Genomic DNA, 20,974 nt, shown 5'->3' with positions numbered 1-20,974 from the left:
CTTTAAACAAGCATATTGTTAAGCAAGCGGCAACGAAAGCGGCCGAACGTGCATCAACAGCGCCTATTATGCACGTTCGCCCGTCCGACGGCGATCAATCTTCCAGTTGCTCCTGCAGCCACAGCAGCAATTCATCAAAGTTGGCGCAGATGGCGTCGGGCTGCACGCCGGCGGCCAAATGGGCATCGCTGCCCTTGCGGTTCATCCACACGGCACGCATGCCCGCCCCTTGCGCCCCCGTGACGTCGAAATACAGATCGTCGCCGACATACACGGCCTCATGCGGCGCCACGCCCAGCGCGGCGCAAGCGGCCAGGAAGATGCTGGCGTCGGGCTTGGCGACGCCGAAATCGCTGGCGGCAATCGACACTTTAAAATGCTGCGCCAGGCCGATAATTTCAAGGTCCGCATTGCCATTCGAGATCGAGCCGACCAGCATGCGCTGCCCCATCCAGGCCAGGCCGGGCAAGACATCGTCATACGGCTGCACGCGATGGCGCGCCGCCAGGAACTGCGCGATGGCGCCGTCGACCAGGGCGGGATCTTCGCCGGCGGCCTCGAAGGCGGTCAGCAAGCCCGCGCGGCGCAGCTCGATCAAATTGCCATGGAAATGCGGTTGTTCATTGAGCATGGCCAGACGGTGCTGGCGCAACAGCTCGATGGAAAACTGCTGCGCCACCTTGGGCGCATGCGTGGCCAGCCAGTCGTGCAGCAGGGTTTCGGCGGCGGCAATCACGGGGGCGATGGGCCACAAGGTATCGTCGAGGTCGAAGAGGATGGCCTTGGGCGGCACGGCAGGTTTTACAGGGGCAAGATACATGGAACTCACTATATAGATGCCGCGTCACGGTGCGCAGCCCGCAGCTATTGTCGCACCGATCGCCGCCGCCGGCATGGCGGCGCCCCCATGAAATGGGGCCGGGCCGGCGCTTCCCGGCGAAAAATTGTTACAGGGTGATACAAGGCAAGATCATCCGGCTTGCCAGATAGACTAAAATAGGCGCCATTCCAATGCGGCGCCAGCGTCCGCGTTGCGCTACCCAACCTAATTCGTTTTGGAGAATGTATGAAAAATTTGTACCTGCGCTCGATGCTGGCGGCGGCTTGCGCCGTCACATTGGCGGCCTGCGGCGGCAGCGGCGGCAATCTGTATCTGAGCGGCCAAGTCGTCAATCTGGCAAAAGATGGCCTGATTCTGCTGAATGACGGCGAACGCCTGCCTGTCACCTCAGGCCAGACTTCCTTTGTTTTCACCAAGCTGGTCAGCACCGATGACCGCTACGATATCACCATCGCGCAACAGCCAAAAGGCGCCGTGTGCACGATTACCAATGGCGCCGGCAAGGCATCGAGCTATACCGTGACCACGGCCCAGGTGATTTGCGTGACCAATACCTACCCGCTGAGCGGCACGATCACGGGCCTGACCGCCGACGGTTTGACCCTGGCCATCGGCAATATCACCACCAGCCCGCTGAAAGGCAGCACCAGCTATACGTTCCCGAATGTCAATGACGGCATTGCCTACAATATTTCCATCGCGACGTATCCAACGGGCCAGACGTGCAGTTTCGTGGGTTCTGCCAGCGCCAACGGCCGCGATGTCGTCGGCACCATGGGCTCAGCCGCCACGACCGGCGCCGCACTGAACTGCACGGCGCAGTAAGCCACGCGATTCGTCACCACTATATTGGATTGGAGAAATACATGAAGTTATCCTGCCTGCGCCCTATCGCCGCGCTGCTGTTGACCCTGGGATTGGCTGCTTGCGGCGGCAAGGCCTCGTATGATGTCAGTGGCACCGTCAGCAACTTGAACACCGAAGGCCTGGTCCTGGTCAATGGCGGCGATCCGCTCCCGATCAAAGCCGGCCAGACCTCGTTTACCTTTGGCAAGCGCATCGACTATGGTACCGACTACAACATCACCGTACAGACCCAGCCAGCCCACATGACTTGCACCGTCAGTGGCGGAACCGGCTCGGCCGGTCACTACGTCAGTATCCAGGCATCGGTTTCCTGTGCGCGAAACGCGTACACGGTAGGCGGCACGGTGACTGGCCTGACAGCCGACGGCCTGGTCCTGATCAACGGCAATGCGCAAACCACGGTGGCCAAAGGCAGCACGACCTTCACTCTGGCATCGCCTGTTGCCGATGGCGACAAGTATGGCATCAGCGTCTTTACCCAGCCTACCGGCTTGAAATGCACCGTGGCACCCAACACGGGCGTCGGTGTGATGGGTGAAGCAAACGTGACCACCGTGCAGATCGCCTGCAATCCAGGCTAAGACTGTGGCGCTGGCAGCCGCGACGCGGCTGCCAGGAAGAGATATCACGAAAATCTATATTTGATATTCGAAAGATAAATTGGAGTTATATGTGGCGATGCAGCATAATGCATCTGTCTCCTCCAACTCTTCCAAGAATTGGATTTAGCCCGCTTTCACCAGCGGGCTTTTTTTTGTCCAAAATTCCTCAGGCGGGTTTATCCAAGCCCGGCTGCAGCATCTGCACGATGCTGGAGAAATCCTGCTGCGCATAGCCGGCTTGCGCATGCATCTGGTACAGCTGGCGCACCAGCCCGCCCAGGGGCGTGGGCGCGTTCGCCGACAGGGCCGACTGCTGCGCCAGACCCAGGTCCTTCAGCATCAGCGCCGTGCCGAAGCCGCCCGTGTAATTGCGCGACGCGGGCGTGCCGTCCATGACGCCGGGCCACGGGTTGTACACTTCCAGGGTCCAGTTGCGCCCCGAACTCTTGCCCATGATGTCGGACAAGACTTTCGGATCGAGGCCATGCGCCACTCCCAGGTTCAGCGCCTCGGCCGTCCCCGCCATCAGTATGCCCAGCAGCATGTTGTTGCAAATCTTCGCCACCTGGCCCGCACCCGCCTCGCCCGCATGGAAGATGTTCTTGCCCATCTTTTCCAGCAGGGGACGCGCCTGCTGCAAGGCAGCCTCGCTGCCGCCGACGATGAAGGTCAGCGTGCCGGCCGCCGCGCCCGCCGTGCCGCCCGAGACGGGCGCATCGATCATGGCAAAGCCCCGCTCGCTGGCCGCCTGCGCCACTTGCCGCGCCACGTCGGCGGCGATGGTGCTGCAGTCGATGAACAGGGCACCGGGCTTGGCCGAATCGAGCACGCCGCCTGCCGCCAGGTACAGTTCCTGCACGTGCTTGTTGGCTGGCAGCATGGTGATGACGGCGTCCGCCGTCTGCACGGCCGCGCTGGCGGATGCGGCCGCCGTGGCGCCCGCCTCGACCAGCGACGCCACAGCCGCCGGCGCCAGGTCGAACACGGACACGTGGAAACCGGCGGCCACCAGGTTGCGGGCCATTGGCGCGCCCATGTTGCCCAGGCCGATAAAAGCGATATGTTGCATATGTGTCTCCTGTTGTTCTTTTAATGCAGGTCGCGCAAAGGATGGCTATCCCATGGCGCCGTGAAATATTCATTGAGATACGTCTCGCTGACCTCGGCCAGGCTGGCCGGCTGCCACTGCGGCGCGTTGTCCTTGTCGATCAGCAAGGCACGCACGCCTTCGCTGAAGTCTGCATGGGCGCAACATTGCACGGCGACAATGAGTTCCAGCTGGAACACTTGCGCCAGGCTCAGATGGCGCGTGCGCTCGCGCATGGCCCACACCAGCGCGGCCGAAGTGGGCGCGCCCTTGTCCAGCGAGTGGGCCGCCTTTTGCAACCAGACCGAATCGCCGTCATACGCGGCGATGGCAGCCACCACTTCGGGCAAGGTGGGCGCTTGCGTCAGCGCGGCGATGGCGTCGAAGTTAGCGCGCACTTCGGACACGGGCAGCATGGAGGATGGCGCCGAGAAGCCGCGCAGCAGGCGGTCCAGCTGCTCGCTGTTCGCTTGCGGACTGGCTTGCCATTGCGCCAGCGTCAGCGCGTCGAGCACCATGTTTCGCTCTTCCTGGCGCAGGAAATAGTCGCCCAGGCCCGCGAACAGGGCGTCGGCCCCGTTCAAGGGCGCGCCCGTCAAACCCAGGAACAGACCGCTGCGCCCCGGCATGCGGCCCAGAAACCAGCTGCCGCCCACGTCGGGGAACAGGCCAATCGTGATTTCCGGCATGGCGATACGCGTGCTTTCCGTCACGACGCGGTGGCTGGCACCGGCCATCAGGCCCAGGCCGCCGCCCATGACGATGCCGCCGCCCCACACCAGCAGCGGTTTCGCATACGTATGGATGCGGTGGTCGAGCCGGTATTCCTCGGCAAAGAAGGCCAGCGCCTGCGGGTTCGGCACGACACCGGGCTGTTCCACCACGGCCGAACGCAGGCTGCGCACGTCGCCGCCCGCGCAAAAGGCCTTGTCGGTCGACGACTGCAGCACCACGCAGGCGACGGCGTCGTCAGCGGCCCAGCGCACGAGAGCGCCGTCAATGGCGCGTATCATGTCCAGGGTCAGCGCGTGCAGGGATTTGGGCGCATCGAGGGTGATGACGCCCAGCTTCATGCCGCCGGGACAGTCGCGCTCCTCGATTTTCACGGTTTCAAGCAAAGTCTCAACCATTCTTCCACTCCGCCGGACGTTTTTCCAGGAACGCCTGCACGCCCTCTTTCTGGTCTTGCGTATCGAACAAGCCGAGGAACAGGGTGCGCTCGTCGGGCAAGGAGTTGACCAGCGGATGGCTGCGCGCGCCCTGGATCAGGGTCTTGCATGCCGTCACGCTGCTCGGGCTCTGGCGCGCCACTTTGGCAGCCAGGGTCAACGCCGTGGCGGCAGCCTTGCCGGTTGGAACAACTTCCTCGACGAGGCCGATGGCCAGGGCCTTGGCCGCATCGACTCTCTCGCCGCACAAAATCATGCGCTTGGCCCAGCCTTCGCCCACCAGCCACGGCAAGTGCTGCGTGCCGCCCGCGCATGGCAACAGGCCGACCGAGGCTTCCGGCAAGGCCATCTGCGCGTGTTCCTCGGCAATGCGGATATCGCACGCGAGCGCGCATTCGAGCCCGCCGCCCATGGCGTAGCCGTTGATGGCGGCGATGCTGACGCCGCGAAACGCGGACAATGCCTCGAACGCCTCGCCAAACGCGGCGGCCATGGCGAATGCCGTGTCCTTGTTACCGTCGGCAAATACGTTCAGGTCGGCGCCGGCCGAGAAGAACTTGGCGCCGCCGCCCGTGATCACGAGAGCGTACACGTCGGCGTCCGCATTCAGGTCGGCCACCAGTTCCTTCAGGGCGTTCAGGCTGGCCAGGGTCCACGTGTGGGCGGGCGGGTTGTCGAGGGTCACCAGGGCCGTATGGCCACGGCGTTCCAGCAGTAAATTTGTATACACTTTGCTCATCGTAAGGTCTCCGTGGCGCCGTCTTTCAAAATCGCTCGCGCGACGATCAGGCGCATGATTTCATTCGTCCCTTCCAGGATCTGGTGCACCCGCGTGTCGCGCACGTGGCGCTCGAGCGGGTACTCGCGGATGTAGCCGTAGCCGCCATGCAATTGCAGCGCATCGTTGGCCACATTGAAACCCACGTCCGTGGCGAAACGCTTTGCCATGGCGCAATACGCCGTGGCGTCCGGGCTTTCCTGGTCCAGTTTCCAGGCCGCCAGGCGCACCATCTGGCGCGCCGCCACCAGCTCCGTCAGCATGTCGGCCAGTTTGAATTGCAGGGCCTGGAACTGCGCCAGTTCGCGGCCGAACTGCGTGCGCTCCTTCATATACGTTTGCGCGCGCGTGAGGGCCGCCTGCGCCGTGCCCACCGAGCACACGGCGATATTGATGCGCCCGCCATCGATGCCCTTCATGGCAATGGCAAAACCTTCGCCTTCCGCACCCAGCAAGTTACCGACAGGCACTTTCACCTGGTCGAAGCTGATGATGCGCGTGGGCTGGCTGTTCCAGCCCATCTTTTCTTCTTTCTTGCCATACACGATACCGGGCAAATTCGCCGGCACGGCAAAGGCGGAAATACCGGCCGCACCCTCACCGCCCGTGCGTGCCATGACGATCAGCATATCCGTCTGCCCCGCGCCCGAGATGAACGCTTTCGTACCGTCGAGCACGTAAAAATCGCCCTCTTTTACTGCCTTGGTGCGCAAGGACGCCGCGTCGGAACCTGATTGCGGTTCCGTCAGGCAATAGCTGGCCAGCTTCCGGCCGGCCGCCAGCGCTGGCACCCACTCGTCGCACAGGGCTTCCTGTCCCCAGCGCGACAGCATCCAGGTGGCCATGTTATGGATCGTGATATAGGCCGTGGTCGAGGTGCAGCCGCCGGCCAGCTCTTCAAACACGATGGCCGCATCCTGGCGCGACAGGCCCAGGCCGCCCCAGCGCTGCGGCGTGTACAGGCCGCAAAAGCCCATCTCGCCCGCCTTGGCGATGGTGTCCACGGGGAAGATCGATTCCGCATCCCAATGCGCCGCGTGCGGCGTCAGTTCGCCTTCGGCAAACGCACGCGCCGCCTGCTGGAACTCACGCTGCTCGTCGCTCAATTCAAAGTCCATGGCAGCTCCTTACTTGAGGCTGATGGTGGTGTTGACCTTGCCCACCGAGGCCGCATCCGTGAACCAGCGCTGGGTAATCGTCTGCGTCTGCGTGTAGAACAGCACGACCTGCTTGCCGAACGGACCCAGGTCGCCCAGCTTGGAGCCGCGCGAGCCAGTAAAGCTGAACAGGGGAACGGGCACGGGAATCGGCACGTTGATGCCGACCTGGCCCACGTCGATTTCTTCCTGGAAATAGCGCGCGGCCGCGCCGCTCTGCGTGAACAGGGCCGTGCCATTGCCGTTCGGATTCGCATTCACCAGTTCAATGGCTTCGTCCAGGGTATCGACTTCCACGACGATCAGGACGGGACCAAAGATTTCCTGGTCATACACGACCATGCCGGGTTTTACGCCGGACAAGATCGTCGGGCCGACGAAGTTGCCGTTCGGATAGCCATCGACCTTCACGTCGCGGCCATCGAGCGTCAGCACGGCGCCCTGCTCGATGCCTTTGGCGACGAGGCTATGCACGCGCTCTTTCGCCGCGCACGAGATCACGGGGCCCAGATCCGGATTATCCTTGCCCGCGCCCACCGTCAGGGTTTGCGCCTTGGCGGCCAGTTCCGGCAGCCACTCGCGCGCCTCGCCCACCAGCACGGCGACGGACGCCGCCATGCAGCGCTGGCCGGCCGCGCCGAAACCGGCGCCCAGCAACTGGTTCAGGGTCTGTTCTTTATTGGCGTCCGGCAAGACGACGGCGTGGTTCTTGGCGCCCATCATGCATTGCGCGCGCTTGCCGTTCAGGCTGGCGCGCTGGTACACATGCGTGCCCACCTTGCTGGAGCCGACAAACGAGATCGCCTTGATGTCCGGATGGTCGCACAGGGCGTTGACCACGTCTTCGCCGCCGTGGATGACGTTCAACACGCCAGCCGGGATGCCCGCCTGCAAGGCCAGGCGCACGAGTTTTTCCGTCACGAGCGGGTCTTGCTCCGATGGTTTCAACACGAAGGTATTGCCGCAGGCAATCGCCATCGGGAACATCCACAGGGGGATCATGGCGGGGAAATTGAACGGGGTAATGCCGGCGCACACGCCCAGCGGCTGCATCACGCTGTAGGTATCGACGCCGCCGGCCACGTTTTGCGCGTATTCGCCCATCTGCAGGGTGCCGATATTGGCCGCATGTTCCACCACCTCCAGGCCGCGGAAGACGTCGCCTTCCGCGTCCAGCAAAGTCTTGCCCTGTTCCATCGTCAGGGTGGCGGCCAGATCGGCCATGTTTTCGCGGATCAGCTGCTGCAATTTCAGGAAAATGCGCGCGCGGGCGCCGATCGGCGTCTTGCGCCAGGTTTTGAAGGCGCGCTGGGCCGAGGCGATGGCCGCGTTGACTTCATCGGGCGTAGCGAACGGTACCTTGGCCAGGACTTCCTGCGTGGCGGGGTTGACGACGTCGCGCCAGACGGTGGTGCGGGATTCAACCCATTCGCCGTTGATCAAGAGGGGAACGGTCGGAATTGTGTTTTGCGTGGTCACTCGGAGTCTCCTGGTTGGTATAGGTCTGTTTGCATTATTCGCACAATCCAGCCTGCAAACAAGGCGTGAAAATGCGAGATAATGCAAAGACGAATCTGTTAATCTGCAAAGATTGTAAATTTGCAGATTCCACAAACGGGGAAGAGGAAACGCGATGGCAAAGGTTTTCATGGGCGTGCGCCTGCAGCGGCTGCGCGAGGAACGGCGCATGACGCAGGTGGCATTGGCCAAGGCCCTGGGCATCTCGCCCAGCTACCTGAACCAGATGGAGCGCAACCAGCGCCCGCTGACGGTGCCGATTCTGTTACGCATCGGCACGGTGCTGGGCGTTGACCCGCAAATCTTTTCCGAACACGACAGCGCCAGCCTGGTGGCGGACGTGCGCGACGTGTTCGGCGAATTGCCCGACGCGCCGCCCACCTCGATGGCGGAATTGAAAATGCTGGTGGAAAACATGCCGGAACTGGCGCGCTCGATTTTGCTCCTGCAGCGGCGCTACCGCGTGATGGCGGAACGGGCCGATACGCTGGCCGCGCGCCTCGACGACGGCAGCCGCGGCGCCAGCTCGGCGGCCCCCTCCACGGACGAGGAAGTGCGCGAATACCTGAACCGGCGGCAAAACTACATCGATGAGCTGGACCGGGCGGCCGAACGGGTGGCGGGCGAACTCGATCCCTCCCTGCGCACGCTCGACGCGCTGCAAGGCCGGCTGCTGGAGCGCCACGGCATCCAGGTGCGGCTGTCCGATGGCGACGCGGGCATGGTGCGCAAGCACCGCTACGATGCGCAACAACATATCCTGTTTCTGCCCGACACCCTGACAGGTGGCCAGCGCGCCTTCCAGATGGCGGCGCAAATCAGCCTGCTCGAACACAGCGACCTGATCGACGCGCTCGTGCTGGCGGCGGGACTCTCGGGCGCGGCCGCGCAGACGGGCGCGCGCCTGGCGTTTTCCAATTATTTCGCCGGCGCCCTCTTGATGCCGTACCAGCGTTTTTTACAGGCGGCGGAAACGCGCGCCTACGACATCGAGCGCCTGGCGCACCAGTTCGGCGTGGGCTTCGAGGCCGTGTGCCACCGTTTGAGCACCATGCAGCGCCCCGAGGCGGCGGGGCTGCCGTTTTTCTTCGTGCGCGTCGACCGCGCGGGCAATGTCTCGAAGCGCCAGTCGGCCACGGACTTTCACTTTTCACGGGTGGGCGGCACGTGTCCGTTGTGGATCGTGTACGACGCCTTCAGCCATCCGGGCCAGGTGCTCACGCAAGTGGCCAGCATGCCCGACGGCTGCACCTACTTATGGATCGCGCGCCAGGTCAGCACGGCCTCGCCGGGATTCCGGGCGCCCGGCAAGACGTTTGCCGTGGCGCTGGGCTGCGACATCTCGCAGGCGCACCGGCTGATCTATTCGAAGGGACTCGATTTGCACGACCCTTCCAGCGCCACGCCGATCGGCACGGGCTGCAAGGTGTGCGAGCGCCAAAGCTGCCCGCAGCGGGCGTTTCCGTCGCTGCTGGCCCCGCCACCGGCATCGGCCTGATTTACCCGACGACTCTTGCCCGCAACGCGTCGAATTCGCGCGCAAATTCCGCGCGCCAGTCGCGCCGCGTGGACTCGTCTATCCAGGCCGCGTCCAGGCCATTCAACATGAAGCCCCGCATGTCGTCGAGACCGAAGCCGAATTCGCGCATCATCATCCAGGCGCCCGTCGGCGTCACGTGGTGCAGGGTCGGATCGTCCGTGTTCGGATGCAGTTTCAGGCCCAGCTTGGCCATGGCGCGGATCGGGTGATCGAGCGCCCAGCGCTCGGGCGCCAGTGTGCGCAGATAATACGAATTGGTGGGCACCACCGTAAACACCAGGCCCCGTTCCACGCAGCGCTGCGCCAGCTCCGGGTTGTCGACGATCGTGTAGCCATGGTCGACCCGGTCCACCTGCAATTCGTCTATCGCCGTCGCCACATTCATCCACGGCATGCCGAATTCGCCCGCATGCGCCGTGCACTTGAAGCCGGCGGCGCGCGCGGCGCGATAGGCTTCGATGAACAGTTCGGGCGGACGGTCGTTTTCGCGGTAGTCGATGCCGATGCCGATCACTTCCGGCGCGCGGTAGGCCTTCATCCACTCCACCATCTGCACGGCTTCGGCAGGAGCCGCTTCGCGGTCGATGCTGGGGATCAGACGGCCGATCACGCCAAAATCCCTTTGCGCATCGCGGATGGCGGCCACGATGGCGTCCTGCGCCGACTCGTAGCGGATGCCCGACACGCGCACGGTGCCGGTCGGGTTCCAGAAGAACTCCGCATAGCGCACGCCATGGCCATGCACGTCTTCCAGGTATTCGTAGGCGAGGCAATACAAATCGGTCGGCGAGACGATCAGGTGCGCGTCGAGCGCGCGCAGCACGCGCAGCACGCCGACGGGCTTGTCGCCGCGCGTGTAAAACGCGTCGATTTCCTCGGGGGTGACGACATTGCCCGTCTTGGCGGCCAGCGCGCGGAAAGTGGCTTGCCGCACCGTGCCGAACAGGTGGCAATGCAGCTCCACCTTCGGCATGGCGCGTAAAAACTGTTCGATGCTCAGGGGTGAATTAGACATGAAGCTCGTTTCGTAGTGAAGTGGGTCAGACGAGAATGGCGGCCAGGCGGCGCATCAGGCGCTCGATGGCGGCGGGGCCATCGGCCAGCATCGCCACTTGCGTGTTGATGGCGGCGCGGCGCGGCACGCGGAATTCGCACACCGTCATGCCGCGCGTCAGTTCGCCCGTCAATTCGATGGCCACGTGAGCCGGCTGGAACTGGAACAGCTGCGGCGCTTCCAGATACAGGGCCACCACGGGGTCGTACATGGGCATGGGCACGGAACCGTCGCTGCTCCGGATGCGCACATACGCTTCCAGGTAGCCGGCCAGACGCAGGGCGCGCGGCGTGCCGAGGGCGCGCAGGCGTTCCACTTCCGCATTCGTCACCAGGAGCTGGCGGCACAGGTTCAGACCGAACATGCGCAGCGGAATGCCGGATTTGAACACCTGGGCGGCCGCTTCCGGGTCCGCATAGATATTGAATTCGGCCGCCGCCGTATGGTTGCCCTGGTCGGTCGAGCCGCCCATCAGGATGATCTCGACGATTTTCTCGGCGATATCGGGCGCGCGGGACAAGGCCGTGGCTAGGTTCGTCATCGGTGCGATCGCCATGATGGTGATCTGGCCGGGATGCTTGCGCACGGCGGCGACCAGCGCGTCGACGGCGTGGCCCGCAGCGTCACTGGCGGCACCGGGCGGCAGGATGTCGCCCGTGGTCGGCATGCCGCTGTCGCCGAGGATGCGCTGCGCCGTCTCGATGACGCCGGCCAGCGGTTCTTCGCAGCCGCGGTAGATCGGCACCGTCAAGCCGTCATGGGCCTTGATGCGCAAGGCGTTGTCGTAAGTGATGGCGACGGGTGCATTGCCCGCCACCACGCTCACGCCCAGCCACTCGATGTCGGGATTGCTGCCCAAGAGCAGCATCGTCAGCCAGTCGTCGAAACCGGGATCGGTGTCGAGCCAGATCTTTTTCAAGGCTTGGGTCATGATGGTCTCAGGTTAAAAATCAGGCAGCCAGCCACAGGGCGCTGTCGGAGGGCAGTACGAAGGAGACGGCCGTGCCTTCGCGCCAGGCGGCGCCGCCGGCCGCGCAAATGCCCTTGACCTGGCCCAGCGGCGTTTGCAGCAGGTATTCGACGGTGTCGCCCAGGAAACCGCGCGCCAGCACGGTGCCAGGGTACTGGCCTGCCGCGTCGTCGGCGGCGCAGACGCGCACCTTGTCCGGACGCCAGCCCAGCACCGTGGTGCCGGCAGCGACGGGGGACGTGTACGGCAGGCTGGCACCGGCGTGGTGCAGCGCGCCGTCGCGGTAGTCGAACAGGTTTTCGAAACCCATGAAGTTGGCGACGAAGCGCGTGGACGGCGTATTGAACACGGCTTCCGGCGCGGCCAGCTGCTCGATGCGCCCGCCATTCATGACGACGATGCGGTCGGACAGGGCCAGCGCTTCTTCCTGGTCATGCGTCACGTACAGCATGGTGATGCCCAGTTCGCGCTGGATGCGGCGCAGCTCGGCGCGCATCTGCACGCGCAGCTTGGCGTCCAGGTTCGACAGCGGTTCATCGAGCAGCAGCAGGGCCGGTTCGACGACGATGGCGCGCGCCAGCGCCACGCGCTGCTGCTGGCCGCCGGACATCTGCGCCGGCAGGCGCGTCTCGAACCCCGTCAGTCCCACGGCAGCGATCACGGCTTCCACTTTCGTTTTCAGCAGCGCCGGCGCCACCTTGCGCAGGCGCAGGCCGAAAGCGATGTTGTCGTACACGTTCAAGTGCGGGAACAGCGCATACGACTGGAAGACCATGCCGATATTGCGTTTATTCGGCGCCAGCTTGCCGATTTCGCGGCCGTCGAGCACGATGCGGCCCGACTGCAGCGGCATCAGGCCGGCGATGGCGCGCATGGTGGTGGTCTTGCCGCAGCCGCTGGGGCCCAGCAGGGAAATCAGCTCGCCCTGCTCGACGTGCAAGTCCAGGTCTTTCACGGACGTCGTGTTCTTGGCGTAGCCGAGGTTCAGCTTGTGCAGTTCCAGATAACTCATCGTGTGTTGCCTCTTACATGTATTTAGAAATGCCCAGCACCTTTTCGGTCACCATCACGAAGGCCATGGTGAACAAGACCAGCAAGGTCGACAGGGCAGCGATCGACGGATCGAAACTGTTTTCCATATGGCCCAGCATCTCGATGGGCAAGGTGCTGATGCCGGGACCCGTGAGGAACAGCGAGACGGGCACCTGGTTGAACGAGGTGACGAAGGCGAGGAAGAAGGCGGCGATCACGGCGTTGCGGATATTCGGCAGCACGATCATGAAAAACGCGCGCAGGCGCGACGCGCCCAGGGTGATGGCCGCATCCTCGATATCCACGCGCAGGTTGACCAGGCTGGCGTACACGACACGCACCGAGTACGGAATCAGCAGCGCGATATGGCCGATCAAGAGGCCCACGTACACGGGCGCATTGATCGTCAACACCAGGTGGTGCAGCAAGCCCAAACCGACCAGGATGGCGGGAATGATCAGCGGCGATGTCAGGATTTGCCGGATGGCGCCGATACCGGGCGGCGGCATGCGCGAAAACGCATACGCGACGGGGATGCCCAGCAACAGCGCGATGACGGTGGCGATCAGGCCGATTTCCAGGCTGGTCTGGAAGGCGCGGCGGAACTCGGGCGCCGACCACACTTCGAGGATCCAGCGCAGCGAATACGATTCGGGCGGGAAGGCCAAGGTTTCGCCGCCGGAAAAGCCGGCCAGCACGACGATGGCGAAGGGGCCCAGCAGGAACAAAAACACCAGCCATAAAACGGCACGTGAAAACAGGCTTTCTTTCATACGGAACTCCGGCTCGAGGAAATACGTTTAAGGCCGGCATTCACCAGCAGGGTCATGCAGACGAGGATGACGGCGATCACATTCGCGGCGCCGAAATCGCTCTCCACGCTGACCTTCTGGTACAGCAGCGTTTCCAGCATCAGCACCTTGGTGCCGCCCAAGAGGGCCGGCGTCACGTAGGCCGTCACGCAGCCCGTAAACACCAGGGTGCCGCCGACCACCAGGCCTTCCTGCGTCAGCGGCAGGGTGACCTTGCAGAATACTTGCCATGGATTCGCGCCCAAAGTCGCCGCGGCCGGTTCCACGTCGCGCGGCAGGTTTTCCAGCGCGCCCGCCAGCGACATCAGCATCAAGGGCAGCAGCAATTGCAGCAGGCCGACAAAGACGGCGAATTCGCTGAACAGCAAACGCAGCGGCTCGTCCGTGAAACCCATGTTGACGAGCGCCGCGTTGAGGGCGCCATTACGGCCCAGCAGCACGATCCACGCATAGGTACGCGCGATCGGCGAGACCATCAGCGGCAGAATCATCATGCCGACCACCAGACCGCGCCACTTCGGCGACACGCGCGCCACGGCTTGCGCGGCCGGATAGCCGAGGATGATGGACGCCAGGGTCACCAGCGCGGCGATGCGCAGGGTGCGCCAGAAGATGGTGCGGTTGAATTCCTGCGAGAAGAATGCAACGAAGCGCTCAACACCCCACTGCATGCCGTCGCCGACGCGGAAGGCGTCGACCAGCAAGGCCAGCACGGGCAGCAGGAAGCAGACGACGATAAAGATCAGCGCCGGCAGGACCAGCAGCAGTCCCAGGCGCTTTTTTGGATCAGCAAACATGGTGTTTTCTCCTCGTCACCACTATTTGCTCATGGCCTTGTTCCACTGCGTCATCCAGTTGCTGCGCTGTTTGATGATGGTTTCCGGCTTGACGAACTTCAGCGAGCTGATTTGATCGGCGCCATAGGTATTGAATTGCGCGGCCGCCACCGACAGGCGCACGTCCTTGTTGACGGGCGAGTCGACCAGGTTGGTCGCCAGCTGCGTCTGCACTTCCTTGGACAGCCAGAAATCCATCAGCTGGTAGGCCAGGTCCGCGTTCTTCGACCCAGCAACGATGCCCATCACGTTCATGCCGGCCGCCTGGCCTTCGGCCGGGATGCTCCACTTCAGGGGCAGACCCGTCTTGAGCATTTGCGACCAGGTAAAGCGCGCCACGGGCGCGGCCCAGATTTCATCCTGCGCAAACAGGGCGGCCAGCTGCGCGCTGTTTTTCGAGAACGTGACGACGTTGCCCTTCATGCCGACGATCTTCGCAAAGCCCGTGGCGTAGTCATCCGTCTTGCCGCCCCAGGCCGCGTCGGCCATGCGCAGCATCAAGGGACCCTGCGTGGTGCTCACGTCGGGGAAGGCCACGCGGCCCTTCAGTTCGGGGCGCCACAGGTCCTTCCAGGACGTCAGCGGGGCAACCTTGTCGCTGCGGTACACCAGGCCGACCGAATACAGGGTGTAGCCGACGGCGAAGTTGCCGCCGATAGGGTTTTTCGCTACGTCGTACAGGGCTTTGTAATTGCTCAGCTTGGAGTAATCCATGGGCTGGATCACGCCCTTCTGCGCCGCTTCCAGCATGCCGGAATCGGACAGCAGCACCAGGTCGATCACCGGGTTCTTGGCGTGCACCACCAGCTTGGCGATGCGGTCCGCATTATTCCCCGTTTCCACCTTGATATCGCAACCGCATTTGGCCTTGAACGGCTCGTACACATACTTCATGAACAAGGGCTGGGCAATCGGATAGGCCGAAATGACCAGCTCGCGTTTTTCCGCGTGGGCGGCGTTGGCCAGCAAGCCTAGGCTCAACGCCAACATGAGGTGCTTTTTCAAGATGCTTCCTTTCAGGGGACGGCGCTGCGGGACAGCGCCTGTAAAGATGAATCAGTGTCAGAAATAATGTCGCATGCCAACGATCAGCACGCTTTGCGTCTTGCCGCCCGAGGCGCCGAAGCCGAACACGCGGGCGAACGTCGCATCGCCGGCCGCTTTCTGGTAGCTCCAGGTGATGGCGACATCGGTGCGCTTGGACAGGAAGTAATCGGCCTGGAAGTTAACCTGGTGCCATTTCGGCGTCTTGTTGATCACGTCATATTTACCAGTCGTATAGAAATACGACGCGCCCAGGTTCAACGCTTCCGTCAGCTTGTGGTTCACGTTCAAGTCCACGTTCTGCAGGGTCAGATTGCTTTGATCCAGGTAGTGGTAGCGCACATTGGTGTACAAGGCGCCAAACTTGGTCTTGCCCACATTATAAAAGCCTCCCGTGCCGGCGATGGCCTGGCTGTCCACGCCGGCGCCCTTGACGGCGCTCTTGTTGAAGATCAACAGGGAACTGGCATAGTCATTGCCGATGGCGCCATTCGGCGCATCGGGGCTGTTCGGGCGATCCATCTTGGTGTAGGCGACGGCCCAGCTGAAGGCATCGACCTTGTAGCCGGCGCCCATGCTGTAGACGCGGTTGCGGTTCGAATCTTCCGGGTTCTCGCTGAAACCATACAAGCCCGTGAACGACAGGTTGCTGATATTCGGGCTGACATACTTGACGGCGTTTTGCACGCGCAGGTTGTTGTAGCCATTGTCGTTGTCGCCGATGTGCACGCCGTTACTGGCGATGACCACGGGACCCAGCAGATCCTTGACGGCTTCGTACTGGCGGCCCAGGGTCAAGGTGCCCTTGTCGTTGCTGGACAAACCCACATACGACTGGCGGCCGAACAGACGGCCGCTTTGCGAAGCCGTGCCCGTCATCACGTTAAAACCGTTTTCCAGCACGAAGATAGCCTTGGTGCCGTCGCCCAGGTCTTCCTGGCCGCGGAAACCGATGCGGGGATTCTGATTCGTGCCGCTCAGCGCATGCGTGCGGCTGCCTTTGCCCTCATCCGACACATAGCCGATACCGGCCGACAGCAGTCCATACACTTGCACGCTGCTTTGCGCCTGCGCCGCGCCCTGCGCCGCCAGCAAGCCACCCACTACCATCGTTCCCGTCATCCATTTGTTCATCGCCGCCACCCTAAAAAGAATAAACCCTGAGTTTTTTTGGAATTATTTTATTGATGCATCCCTTGCATGGCGCGCCGCCGTACGTGCCGGCACCGCATTCCAGGCGCTTCTCCCGAATATTGTTGCTTTCAAGACAAGTAAGGACCAGTCCAGAATATGGTAAATTGCGGGATAAGAAAATTTGTTTATTTTTATAAATCCATTACTTTTTCTAATAAGCAACGCCCATGCATGAACTGAGCAAGAAAATTTCCTTACGACATTTACAAGCGTTTTCCACCCTAGCCCGGGTAAACAGCTTCAGCAAGGCTGCACAGGAATTGTGCGTGACCCAGCCGGCCCTCAGCGCGTCGATCAAGCTGCTGGAAAATCAGCTGGGAAAAAAGTTGTTTAACCGCACAACCCACCAGCTGGAACTGACGCGCGAAGGCAAGCTGGCGCTCGAATACGCCACGCATTTATTGAATACGGCCAGCAACACCTTTGCCGATATCCAGCGCGCCATCGGCAGCGGCCGGCATCGCATCCGCATCGGCGCCATCCCCTCGGCCATGGCGATGACGGCCGTCGTGGTGGCGCGCTACTGCGAGCAGCATGGAGATGAAGTGGAAATCGTCCTGTCGGACATGCCCAACGATGGCTTGCTGCATGCGCTGCATTCGGGCCAGCTGGACTTTTGCGTGGGCATCGAGGTGCCCGGTTCCGTGTCGCTGGAAAGCGTGGGCCTGTTCGAAGACGAGCTGGTGCTGGTGACGGCGGGACGCCATGCGCTGGCGCCGCTCAAGGAAGTGCGCTGGGAGCAATTGGCGGGCCAGGAAATCGTTGTATTTACCAAGGGCAGCATCTGGGAGTTCGCCTCGAGCGCGCTGCGCCAGCATGGCCTGAGCCCGTCAAACCTGTACCAGATGATACACAGCGAGTCGCTGTATGGCGTGGTGCGCGCGGGCATCGCCGTGGGCATCATGCCCAGCCTGTACACGACCTTCCTCAATGACGAGGATCTGCATGTGGCACCCCTGCGCCAGCCCACGTGCAAGCGCAAGATCGCCCTGATGCGGCGCAATGAAATCAGCCGCAACCACCATGTGGACGACTGTTTTTCAGCGTTGCGCCAGGATTTGCAGCAGGTCGACCAGTGGTTTTAAGTTAAAACTCAAGCAGGTGCCTTCAGCAGATTCGCCAGCGCCACGTATTGCTCCAGCCCCACGGTTTCCGGACGCAGGGTCGGGTCGATGCCGGCCGCCTTGATCTGCTCTTCCGTAAACATGCCTGCCAGGCAATTGCGGATCACCTTGCGGCGTTGCGAAAACGCCTTCATGACCACGGCTTCCAGCGTGGCCTGGTCGCACGCCAGGCGCTCGGCCACGGGAATCATGCGCACGATGGCCGATTCCACTTTCGGCGGCGGATCAAACGCCGTCGGCGGCACGATGAACAGCAGCGACATCTTGTAGCGCCATTGCAGCATCACGGACAGGCGGCCATACGCCTTGCTGCCCGGTTCGGCCACCATGCGCTCGACCACTTCCTTTTGCAGCATGAAATGCTGGTCCTGCACCAGCGGCGCGAAGTCCGCCAGGTGAAACAGCAGGGGGCTGGAAATGTTATATGGCAAGTTGCCCACGATGCGCAGCTTCTGACCGGCTGGCACGGGGATTTGCGCGAAATCGAATTTCAGCGCGTCGCCCGAATGGATCGTCAGCTTGGCCGGATTAAACGTTTTTTCCAGACGCACGATCAGGTCGCGGTCCAGTTCCACCACATGCATCTGTTTCAAATGGCGCAGCAGCTGCTCCGTCATGGCGCCCAGGCCGGGGCCGATCTCGACCATGGCATCGTCCGGCTGCGGCGCGATGGCGGCCGTGATGTCGTCGAGGACGAAGCGGTCATGCAGGAAGTTCTGGCCAAAGCGTTTGCGGGCAACGTGTTTCATAATGTGTTTTCTATCAATGCGGTAAAGCCGGCACAGGCCGGCGGGATCGTTGAGCAGGCAGCGTCGGGTTACGTCTTGCGGCTAACCCGACCTACGCTCTGGTCGGGATACTCGCGCGCAGCATGTCGAGCGCCGTTTGCAGGGCTTGCTCCATGCTGTGGCAATCGGCCAGGCCCAGTCCTTGCGCGGCCAGGTCCAGTGCCGTGCCATGGTCGACCGAGGTGCGGATCAGCGGCAAGCCCAGGGTGATATTGATGCCGCGCCCGAAGGTCGCGTATTTCAGCACCGGCAAACCCTGGTCGTGGTACATGGCCAGCACGCAGTCGGCGTCCGCCAGATATTTTTGCTGGAACAAGGTGTCGGCCGGGTACGGTCCGCGCGCATCGATGCCGCGCGCTTGCGCCGCGGCAATCGCCGGGGTGATGACATCGATTTCCTCGCGTCCCAGATACCCGCCCTCGCCCGCGTGCGGGTTCAGGCCGGTGACGAGGATGCGCGGCGCGGCGATGCCGAATTTCTGTTGCAAATCAAGCTGAATGATATCCAGCGTGACGGCCAGGCTGTCCATCGTGATGGCAGCGGACACGTCCTTCAATGGCAAATGCGTGGTGGCCAGCGCCACGCGCAGGGTCGGCTCGCCGTGGCCCGGTTCGCCGGCCAGCATCATCACCACTTGCGGCGTGCCGGTTTTTTCTGCCAGGTATTCCGTATGGCCGGAAAAGGCCACGCCCGCGTCGTTGATCGTGCTCTTCTGCAAGGGGGCCGTGACCATGGCGCCAAACCAGCCCGCCTGGACACCCTCCACGGCCGCGTCCAGGGTAGCGAGCACGGAACGCCCGTTTTCCTTGTCCAGCACGCCAGGAATGACATTGTTCACAGTGGGAATATCGATCACGGCCAGGCGGCCGGGACCGAACTGGGGCAAGCCGCTGTTGCGCACGGCTTGCAGCGACAGCGCCGCCAGGCGGATCTCCGGATCGATCAGGCTGGCCGTCAGCGCCAGGAAGGCGGCGTCGCCCAGCAGGATGCAGTTGACTTCATTGCGCATGGCCCAGGCGGCGCGTATCGAGATTTCCGGACCGACACCGGCCGGTTCGCCACAGGTAATGGCGATGGCCGGGCGGCTTACAACAGGCAAGTTACTCATGCGCAATCAGTCAGCAGCATTACTGGTCGTCCGCGCGGAATTCGACGTAAGCACGGTCGCGCACTTCGCGCGCCCAGTTTTCCGTCGCTTCTTCCAGCTTGCGTTCGCGCAAGGCATTGCGTGCGGCAGCGCGTTTCTTCTCTTTCGAGACGTCGTCGCTCTTACGTTCCAGCACTTCGATCAGATGGAAGCCAAAGCTCGATTCGATCGGCTGGCTCACTTCGCCCGGTTTCAGCGCATTCATCGCCGTTTCAAATTCCGGCACGGTGTCGCCCGGATACAGCCAGCCCAGGTCGCCGCCTTTGGCCGCGGAACCGTCGTTCGAGAACAAACGGGCCAGGTCTTCGAACTTGGCGGCCTTGTTGTCGAGACGTTCTTTCAATTCCAGCAATTTGCGCTTGGCTTCGGCCGCCGACAGGGTTGGCGTCACTTTCAGCAGGATATGGCGGGCATGCGTCTGCTGCACGGCGGCGACAGCTTGTGCCTCGGCAGCGCTGCGGCGGTCCACCAGTTTCAGGATATGGAAGCCCGTGTTGCTCTTGATGATAGGCGTGATCTGGCCCGGCTTCAATTTCAGCAGCTGTTCCGTGAACAGGGGCGGCAGGCGGTCGCTCTGGCGCCAGCCGATATCGCCGCCGCTCAGCGCATCGCTGGCGTCGGAATAGGTGGCGGCCATCTTGGCGAAATCGGCGCCCGTGCGCAGCTGGCGGCTGACTTCTTCGGCGCGCGCGCGGCGCGCGGCGATTTGTTCGGGGCTGGAATTTTCCGGAATCCGCACGAGAATTTGCGCCAGGTTCAGCTCCACCTGTTCGCTGGCTGCCGCTTTTTCCGCTTCCAGGAAGTTATCCACTTCGGAATCGGAAATCTGGATCTTCGCGTCGACTTCGTGCTCGCGCAGGCGCTGCATGATGATTTCATCGCGGATTTCTTCGCGGAAGGTCGCAAACGGCGTGCCTTCCTTTTCCATCTGGTTGCGCAGCTCTTGCACCGTCATCTTTTGCTGTTCAGCAATACGGCCAATCGCGCGGTCCAGGGTCAGGTCATCCACGCGCACACCCATTTCCTTGGCCAGCTGCATTTGCGCGCGCTCGACAATCATGCGTTCGAGCAACTGGCGGCGCAGGTCGGCAGGGTCGGGAAGCGGGATATTCTGCGCCTTCATGCGCTGCTCCACGCTCTTGATGCGGGCCGCCACTTCATTGCGCGTGATCACATCGTCATTGACGACAACGGCGATGGAGTCGATGGTCTGGCCACTGCTCGACGCAGGGGGAGTGAAGCCCTTGACTGGCGCTGGGGCAGCGGCAGCGGACTTGGCCGCAGGCGCTGGCGCTGGCGCAGCCTGTTGCGCCCAGACACTACTGGTCGTGGCGCCGGAAATGGCGCACAACAAAACCGTTGCAATTTTGAGTTGGTGCATACTGGCATTACGCATAATGTGTAGAGCGCTCAT

The 20,974-nt window shown here is 62.7% G+C and carries 19 protein-coding genes and 1 pseudogene; 4 read left to right on the top strand and 16 right to left on the bottom strand.

The features are described from left to right. Positions 1-94: 94 nt before the first annotated feature. The gene (locus AC1Q6X_RS13560) at positions 95-820 is read right to left on the bottom strand and encodes an HAD family hydrolase (RefSeq protein WP_492497552.1); all 726 of its coding nucleotides are present in this window, start codon (positions 818-820) and stop codon (positions 95-97) included. Between the two features lie 246 nt (positions 821-1,066). Between AC1Q6X_RS13560 and AC1Q6X_RS13555 the strand changes: the two genes are divergently transcribed. Further along, the gene (locus AC1Q6X_RS13555) at positions 1,067-1,666 is read left to right on the top strand and encodes a hypothetical protein (RefSeq protein WP_070220540.1); all 600 of its coding nucleotides are present in this window, start codon (positions 1,067-1,069) and stop codon (positions 1,664-1,666) included. 41 nt (positions 1,667-1,707) lie between these two features. Further along, positions 1,708-2,289, top strand: coding sequence for a hypothetical protein (locus AC1Q6X_RS13550; protein WP_070220542.1), 582 nt, complete (start codon positions 1,708-1,710; stop codon positions 2,287-2,289). Positions 2,290-2,476: 187 nt separating this feature from the next. On the opposite strand, the pseudogene mmsB reads toward AC1Q6X_RS13550, so the two are convergent. The 5 genes and pseudogenes from mmsB to AC1Q6X_RS13525 all read right to left on the bottom strand — a co-directional run. Beyond that, positions 2,477-3,385 (bottom strand): annotated as a pseudogene (gene mmsB / locus AC1Q6X_RS13545) (3-hydroxyisobutyrate dehydrogenase); the annotation flags it as partial. A 14-nt stretch (positions 3,386-3,399) separates the two neighbouring features. Further along, complete coding sequence (locus AC1Q6X_RS13540) at positions 3,400-4,527, bottom strand: enoyl-CoA hydratase/isomerase family protein (protein ID WP_492419647.1); 1,128 nt, start codon at positions 4,525-4,527, stop codon at positions 3,400-3,402. After that, complete coding sequence (locus tag AC1Q6X_RS13535; protein WP_492497549.1) at positions 4,520-5,305, bottom strand: enoyl-CoA hydratase; 786 nt, start codon at positions 5,303-5,305, stop codon at positions 4,520-4,522. The genes AC1Q6X_RS13540 and AC1Q6X_RS13535 overlap by 8 nt, the downstream gene beginning before the upstream one ends. Then, positions 5,302-6,462, bottom strand: a complete 1,161-nt coding sequence (locus AC1Q6X_RS13530; RefSeq protein ID WP_492497547.1) for an acyl-CoA dehydrogenase family protein — start codon at positions 6,460-6,462, stop codon at positions 5,302-5,304. Before AC1Q6X_RS13530 ends, AC1Q6X_RS13535 begins: the two co-directional genes overlap by 4 nt. Positions 6,463-6,471: 9 nt before the next feature. Further along, entirely contained in the window at positions 6,472-7,980 is a 1,509-nt protein-coding gene (locus AC1Q6X_RS13525) for a CoA-acylating methylmalonate-semialdehyde dehydrogenase (RefSeq protein ID WP_230501737.1), read from the bottom strand. Positions 7,981-8,134: 154 nt separating this feature from the next. Between AC1Q6X_RS13525 and AC1Q6X_RS13520 the strand changes: the two genes are divergently transcribed. After that, a complete protein-coding gene (locus AC1Q6X_RS13520) occupies positions 8,135-9,517 on the top strand; it encodes a short-chain fatty acyl-CoA regulator family protein (protein WP_070220554.1) in 1,383 nt (460 codons plus the stop codon). Position 9,518: 1 nt separating this feature from the next. Here the strand turns inward: AC1Q6X_RS13520 and AC1Q6X_RS13515 are convergent, their stop codons facing one another. The 7 genes from AC1Q6X_RS13515 to AC1Q6X_RS13485 are packed head-to-tail and all read right to left on the bottom strand — an operon-like array spanning position 9,519 to position 16,441. After that, positions 9,519-10,574 (bottom strand): adenosine deaminase family protein, encoded by a 1,056-nt coding sequence (locus AC1Q6X_RS13515; RefSeq protein ID WP_492497544.1) that lies wholly within the window; start codon positions 10,572-10,574, stop codon positions 9,519-9,521. Positions 10,575-10,599: 25 nt separating this feature from the next. Beyond that, a complete protein-coding gene (locus tag AC1Q6X_RS13510) occupies positions 10,600-11,544 on the bottom strand; it encodes a nucleoside hydrolase (protein WP_492497542.1) in 945 nt (314 codons plus the stop codon). A 19-nt stretch (positions 11,545-11,563) separates the two neighbouring features. Further along, entirely contained in the window at positions 11,564-12,595 is a 1,032-nt protein-coding gene (locus tag AC1Q6X_RS13505) for an ABC transporter ATP-binding protein (RefSeq protein ID WP_070220558.1), read from the bottom strand. A gap of 13 nt (positions 12,596-12,608) precedes the next feature. Beyond that, a complete protein-coding gene (locus tag AC1Q6X_RS13500; RefSeq protein WP_035822719.1) occupies positions 12,609-13,388 on the bottom strand; it encodes an ABC transporter permease in 780 nt (259 codons plus the stop codon). Beyond that, on the bottom strand, positions 13,385-14,224 hold the full coding sequence (locus AC1Q6X_RS13495) for an ABC transporter permease (protein WP_230501731.1): 840 nt from the start codon (positions 14,222-14,224) through the stop codon (positions 13,385-13,387). The genes AC1Q6X_RS13500 and AC1Q6X_RS13495 overlap by 4 nt, the downstream gene beginning before the upstream one ends. 21 nt (positions 14,225-14,245) lie before the next feature. Then, entirely contained in the window at positions 14,246-15,268 is a 1,023-nt protein-coding gene (locus AC1Q6X_RS13490; RefSeq protein ID WP_230501729.1) for an ABC transporter substrate-binding protein, read from the bottom strand. Between the two features lie 57 nt (positions 15,269-15,325). After that, entirely contained in the window at positions 15,326-16,441 is a 1,116-nt protein-coding gene (locus tag AC1Q6X_RS13485; protein ID WP_227742059.1) for a porin, read from the bottom strand. 227 nt (positions 16,442-16,668) lie between these two features. On the opposite strand from AC1Q6X_RS13485, the gene AC1Q6X_RS13480 reads away from it, so the two are divergent. Next, positions 16,669-17,586: a LysR family transcriptional regulator gene (locus AC1Q6X_RS13480; protein ID WP_070290839.1), complete on the top strand. Its 918-nt coding sequence runs from the start codon at positions 16,669-16,671 to the stop codon at positions 17,584-17,586. Between the two features lie 8 nt (positions 17,587-17,594). Here AC1Q6X_RS13480 and rsmA read toward each other — a convergent pair whose 3' ends face one another. From rsmA to AC1Q6X_RS13465, 3 genes are all read right to left on the bottom strand, one after another. Continuing rightward, positions 17,595-18,374 (bottom strand): 16S rRNA (adenine(1518)-N(6)/adenine(1519)-N(6))-dimethyltransferase RsmA, encoded by a 780-nt coding sequence (gene rsmA, locus AC1Q6X_RS13475; protein ID WP_070220568.1) that lies wholly within the window; start codon positions 18,372-18,374, stop codon positions 17,595-17,597. A gap of 91 nt (positions 18,375-18,465) precedes the next feature. After that, on the bottom strand, positions 18,466-19,521 hold the full coding sequence (pdxA, locus tag AC1Q6X_RS13470; protein ID WP_492497539.1) for a 4-hydroxythreonine-4-phosphate dehydrogenase PdxA: 1,056 nt from the start codon (positions 19,519-19,521) through the stop codon (positions 18,466-18,468). 19 nt (positions 19,522-19,540) lie between these two features. Next, on the bottom strand, positions 19,541-20,941 hold the full coding sequence (locus AC1Q6X_RS13465; RefSeq protein WP_230501723.1) for a peptidylprolyl isomerase: 1,401 nt from the start codon (positions 20,939-20,941) through the stop codon (positions 19,541-19,543). Positions 20,942-20,974 lie beyond the last annotated feature (33 nt).

The sequence above is a fragment of the Janthinobacterium sp. GW823-FHT06H09 genome, assembly GCF_058794735.1.
The sequence above is the reverse complement of the archived record's forward strand: the minus strand, read 5'-3'. Positions and strand labels throughout refer to the sequence as shown.

Excerpts from the sequence above, each read along its gene's own strand:
- AC1Q6X_RS13520 (WP_070220554.1), top strand. The coding sequence starts at position 8,135 with ATGGCAAAGGTTTTCATGGGCGTGCGCCTGCAGCGGCTGCGCGAGGAA.
- AC1Q6X_RS13465 (WP_230501723.1), bottom strand. The coding sequence starts at position 20,941 with ATGCACCAACTCAAAATTGCAACGGTTTTGTTGTGCGCCATTTCCGGC.
- AC1Q6X_RS13530 (WP_492497547.1), bottom strand. The coding sequence starts at position 6,462 with ATGGACTTTGAATTGAGCGACGAGCAGCGTGAGTTCCAGCAGGCGGCG.
- AC1Q6X_RS13515 (WP_492497544.1), bottom strand. The coding sequence starts at position 10,574 with ATGTCTAATTCACCCCTGAGCATCGAACAGTTTTTACGCGCCATGCCG.
- rsmA (WP_070220568.1), bottom strand. The coding sequence starts at position 18,374 with ATGAAACACGTTGCCCGCAAACGCTTTGGCCAGAACTTCCTGCATGAC.
- AC1Q6X_RS13555 (WP_070220540.1), top strand. The coding sequence starts at position 1,067 with ATGAAAAATTTGTACCTGCGCTCGATGCTGGCGGCGGCTTGCGCCGTC.
- AC1Q6X_RS13535 (WP_492497549.1), bottom strand. The coding sequence starts at position 5,305 with ATGAGCAAAGTGTATACAAATTTACTGCTGGAACGCCGTGGCCATACG.
- pdxA (WP_492497539.1), bottom strand. The coding sequence starts at position 19,521 with ATGAGTAACTTGCCTGTTGTAAGCCGCCCGGCCATCGCCATTACCTGT.
- AC1Q6X_RS13480 (WP_070290839.1), top strand. The coding sequence starts at position 16,669 with ATGCATGAACTGAGCAAGAAAATTTCCTTACGACATTTACAAGCGTTT.
- AC1Q6X_RS13540 (WP_492419647.1), bottom strand. The coding sequence starts at position 4,527 with ATGGTTGAGACTTTGCTTGAAACCGTGAAAATCGAGGAGCGCGACTGT.
- AC1Q6X_RS13495 (WP_230501731.1), bottom strand. The coding sequence starts at position 14,224 with ATGTTTGCTGATCCAAAAAAGCGCCTGGGACTGCTGCTGGTCCTGCCG.
- AC1Q6X_RS13550 (WP_070220542.1), top strand. The coding sequence starts at position 1,708 with ATGAAGTTATCCTGCCTGCGCCCTATCGCCGCGCTGCTGTTGACCCTG.
- AC1Q6X_RS13505 (WP_070220558.1), bottom strand. The coding sequence starts at position 12,595 with ATGAGTTATCTGGAACTGCACAAGCTGAACCTCGGCTACGCCAAGAAC.
- AC1Q6X_RS13500 (WP_035822719.1), bottom strand. The coding sequence starts at position 13,388 with ATGAAAGAAAGCCTGTTTTCACGTGCCGTTTTATGGCTGGTGTTTTTG.
- AC1Q6X_RS13560 (WP_492497552.1), bottom strand. The coding sequence starts at position 820 with ATGTATCTTGCCCCTGTAAAACCTGCCGTGCCGCCCAAGGCCATCCTC.
- AC1Q6X_RS13510 (WP_492497542.1), bottom strand. The coding sequence starts at position 11,544 with ATGACCCAAGCCTTGAAAAAGATCTGGCTCGACACCGATCCCGGTTTC.
- AC1Q6X_RS13485 (WP_227742059.1), bottom strand. The coding sequence starts at position 16,441 with ATGAACAAATGGATGACGGGAACGATGGTAGTGGGTGGCTTGCTGGCG.